The organism is Paraburkholderia sp. GAS32 (assembly GCF_050434225.1).
Classification (GTDB): domain Bacteria; phylum Pseudomonadota; class Gammaproteobacteria; order Burkholderiales; family Burkholderiaceae; genus Paraburkholderia; species Paraburkholderia madseniana.
The window spans coordinates 1-1319 of record NZ_JBNPVS010000134.1; the positions used below are offsets into that span (position 1 = coordinate 1).

The following is a 1319-nucleotide window of genomic DNA, read 5'->3' on the forward strand; positions in this document are numbered from 1 at the left end:
TGAACCGCCCCGAGAATCGTGGAGGCTGGTTGGTTTAAGTTGATGCCGGCACAGCGATGGTATTGCTGAATTGCCGGTAGTAGTTTGCCTCAGCTTCAGCGGGCGGGATATAGCCGAGAGGTTCCATCAGCCGATGATGGTTGAACCAGGCTACCCATTCCAGCGTCGCCAATTCGACAGACTCACGCGTTTTCCACGGCGCACGACGATGAATCATTTCTGCCTTGTACAGCCCGTTGATCGTTTCAGCCAGCGCGTTATCGTAGCTGTCGCCCCTGCTGCCAACCGACGGCTCGATGCCTGCTTCGGTCAGCCGTTCGCTGTAGCGAATGCTGACGTATTGCGAACCTCTATCGGAGTGATGGATCAGTGTTCCGTCATTGTCCGGCCGTCGAGCGTACAGCGCCTGTTCAAGTGCATCCAGAACGAAGTCCGTGGTCATCGACGAGCTGACGCGCCAGCCGACAATGCGCCGAGCAAACACGTCGATCACAAATGCGACATAAAGCCAGCCCTGCCACGTCGAGACGTACGTGAAATCCGAAACCCAGAGCTGGTTCGGCCGGTCAGCCTTGAACTGACGGTTGACCCGGTCGAGCGGGCGTGGAGCCGATACGTCGGGGATCGTCGTGCGAACTCGCTTTCCACGCCTCACACCGCGCAAACCCTGTTGCTTCATCAGCCGCTCGACGGTGCAACGTGCCACCGCGATACCCTCCCGGTTCAACTGCTTCCAGACTTTGTCTGCGCCGTAGACCTGCATGTTGGCCTGCCAGACTCGCTTGATTTCCGGACTCAGAAACTCATCGCGTTTCGCTCGGGCACAACGCCGCGACGGATCGCGAAGCTGTGCGGCATGACGCCGATAGCCAGACGGGGCAATCCGCAAGACCTTGCAGATCGACTCGACCCCGAAGGTGTCGCGATGCTGATCGATAAAGGCCTTCAGGACTTCAGGCGGCGGTCGAGTTCCGCCTGGGCGAAAAATGCGCTCGCCAGCTTCAGGATCTCATTGGCACGGCGCAGTTCCTTAACCTCACGCTCCAGTGCCTTGAGGCGCTCACGTTCCGACGTCGTGACGCCCTCACGCTCACCGCTATCAACTTCTTCTCGCTTGACCCATCCCAGCAGCGTCTGGCTCGTACAGCCGATCTTGGGGGCGATGGATTCGATCGCTGCCCACTGCGAGGGATACTCGCCCCGATGCTCTTGCACCATACGCACAGCACGCTCGCGGACTTCAGCAGAAAATTTGTTCGACTTGTTCATAGCTCCATTTTCTCAAGAATTGGAGCCTCCACCAAATCCGGGGCGGTTCA

General features: G+C 58.7%; 1 protein-coding gene and 1 other annotated feature. The gene reads right to left on the reverse strand.

The annotated features are described in order from the left end of the window. Positions 1–34: 34 nt before the first annotated feature. A protein-coding gene (locus P3T25_RS48550; protein WP_429364891.1) for an IS3 family transposase occupies positions 35–1269 on the reverse strand; the annotation gives its coding sequence in 2 pieces (ribosomal slippage) (positions 35–981 and positions 981–1269; 1236 coding nt in all). After that, positions 875–991, reverse strand: a sequence feature (AL1L pseudoknot). (Overlaps the previous gene by 117 nt.) Positions 1270–1319 lie beyond the last annotated feature (50 nt).